The sequence below is a fragment of the Streptomyces sp. CNQ329 genome (genome assembly GCF_000482585.1).
This window is the reverse complement of the sequence record NZ_AXVU01000138.1, coordinates 1-1,847: the sequence shown is the minus strand read 5'-3', so window position 1 is coordinate 1,847 and position 1,847 is coordinate 1. Positions and strand designations below refer to the sequence as shown.

Here is a 1,847-nt window from a genome sequence, read left to right as displayed (position 1 = left end):
CCCCGCCAACCGCGCCAACACCAACGCCCACGCACCCTGCACCACCGTGTTGACCGTCAACCCCCGCCCACGCGCCCATGCACCCAGCGCAGCCGACGCTTCCCTCCCGAGCCGTGCCTCGGCCTGCTCCGGCAACACCGCTGCCCGGCCGGAGTCGGTGGGCATGACGAGCGTCGGCCCGTCCGCGCCGGCCAGCTCCGCCCGCCACGCCGCCCGCGCCGCCGCCCTGTCCTGACGGCCCAGCCAGGCGAGGTAGTCCCGGTACGGGGCGGGGCGCGTGAGCGCGGAGGTGTCGCCGCCGGCCTCGTACAGCGCGGACAGCTCGGCGAGCAGCACCGGCATGGACCAGCCGTCCATCAGTATGTGATGGGTCGTCATCAGCAGTCGGTGCCGCCGGTCGCCGAGCCGGACGAGGAGCAGCCGCAGCAGCGGCGGCGTCGCCGGGTTCAGTCTTTCCGCGCGCTCCTCGGCGGCCAGCTTGTCGAAGCGGGCGGCGGCGTCCGGCTCTGCGGCGCCGGTCAGGTCGGCCTCGCGCCAGGGCAGCCGGACCTCGCGGGCGATGAGCTGGACGGCTTCGCCGGAGGCGCGCCTGTGGAAGCTGGCACGTAATGCGCCGTGGCGGGCGAGCAGCGCCTCCCAGCAGGTGCGCAGGCGCGCGGGGTCCAAGGGGCCGTCGAGTCCCAGGACGAACTGCACGGTGTACAGGTCGGGGCCGGTCTCGTCGTACCCGGCGTGGAACAGCAGGCCCTCCTGCAGCGGCGACAGCGGCCACACTTCCAGGGCCGGGCGGGGGGCGGCGGTGGGGGTGTTCACCGGGACAGTCCTCCTTCGATCTCGCCGGCGATCTCTTCGAGCTGTTCGACGTCGTCCTGGCCGAGGTCGAGGAGGGGGAAGTCGGAGGGCGTGTGCCCGCCGGCCGCCGGGTCCCCGGTGTGCGCGGCGAGGCCGGCCAGCATCTCCAGCCAGGTCTGTCCGAGGTGTTCGGCGTCGGTCCGGTCGAGCAGGCCGGACGGCCAGCCGAGGGTGAGCGACAGCTCGGGGCCCGCGGCGGTGTCGCGGATGACGGCGTTGGTGCCGAGCGCGTGCAGGAGCGGCATGTCCGGCGGGGCGGTGCCGCCGACGGCGGTCTCGCCGGCGGGCTGCCAGGCTCCGACGGGTTCCGCGGGCCCGCCGGCGGGGAACCGGCCGAGGTAGTTGAAACCGATGTCAGGCTCCGGCAGGGCCGCCATCGCCCCGGCCGTCCCGGCGTTGAGGTGACGCAGCAGACCGTGGCCGAGGCCGTCCCCCGGTACGGCCTGGGCCTGCTCCTTGACGGACTTGAGCAGCCGTCCGGCGCCCGGCCCGCCGGCGCGTACGTCGTCCAGGTCGATGCCGTGGAGGTCGAGCCTCAGCGGGTGGACGCTGGTGAACCAGCCCACCGTGCGGGACAGGTCGAGTCCCGCCACCGGCTCGCGGCCGTGGCCTTCGACGTCGACGAGCACGCTGCCGCGTGCCTCCGGCCGCCAGTGGGCCACGGCGGCGGCGAGGGTGGCGAGCAGCACCTCGTGGACCCCGCAGTGGAAGGCGGCGGGCGTGCGGGCGGTCAGCGTCGCGGCCTGACCGGCGGGGACCGTCCACGTACGGTTCTGCAGGGACGCGACGGTGTCGGTCGCCGGGTCCGGGTGGCGGCGCATCAGCGCGGGCGCGCGGGCGCCGAGTTGCGCTGCCCAGCGCTCCAGCTCGGTCCGCCGGTCCGCGCCCGCGGCCTGGGCCGCCAGCTCCCGCGACCAGCGCCGGAACGACGTCGCCACCGGCTCCAGCTCCGGCTTGCGCCCCTCGCCCACCGCCTCGCAGGCGGCCCGCAGGTC

2 protein-coding genes are annotated in these 1,847 nt (G+C 75.9%); both read right to left on the bottom strand.

The window, feature by feature from the left end:
- A partial coding sequence (locus I003_RS34385) for a condensation domain-containing protein (protein ID WP_486584465.1) occupies positions 1–813 on the bottom strand: 813 nt, incomplete at its 3' end.
- Positions 810–1,847 (bottom strand): condensation domain-containing protein (locus tag I003_RS34380; RefSeq protein WP_486584464.1); only part of this gene is annotated, 1,038 nt, incomplete at its 5' end. The genes I003_RS34380 and I003_RS34385, both read right to left, overlap by 4 nt.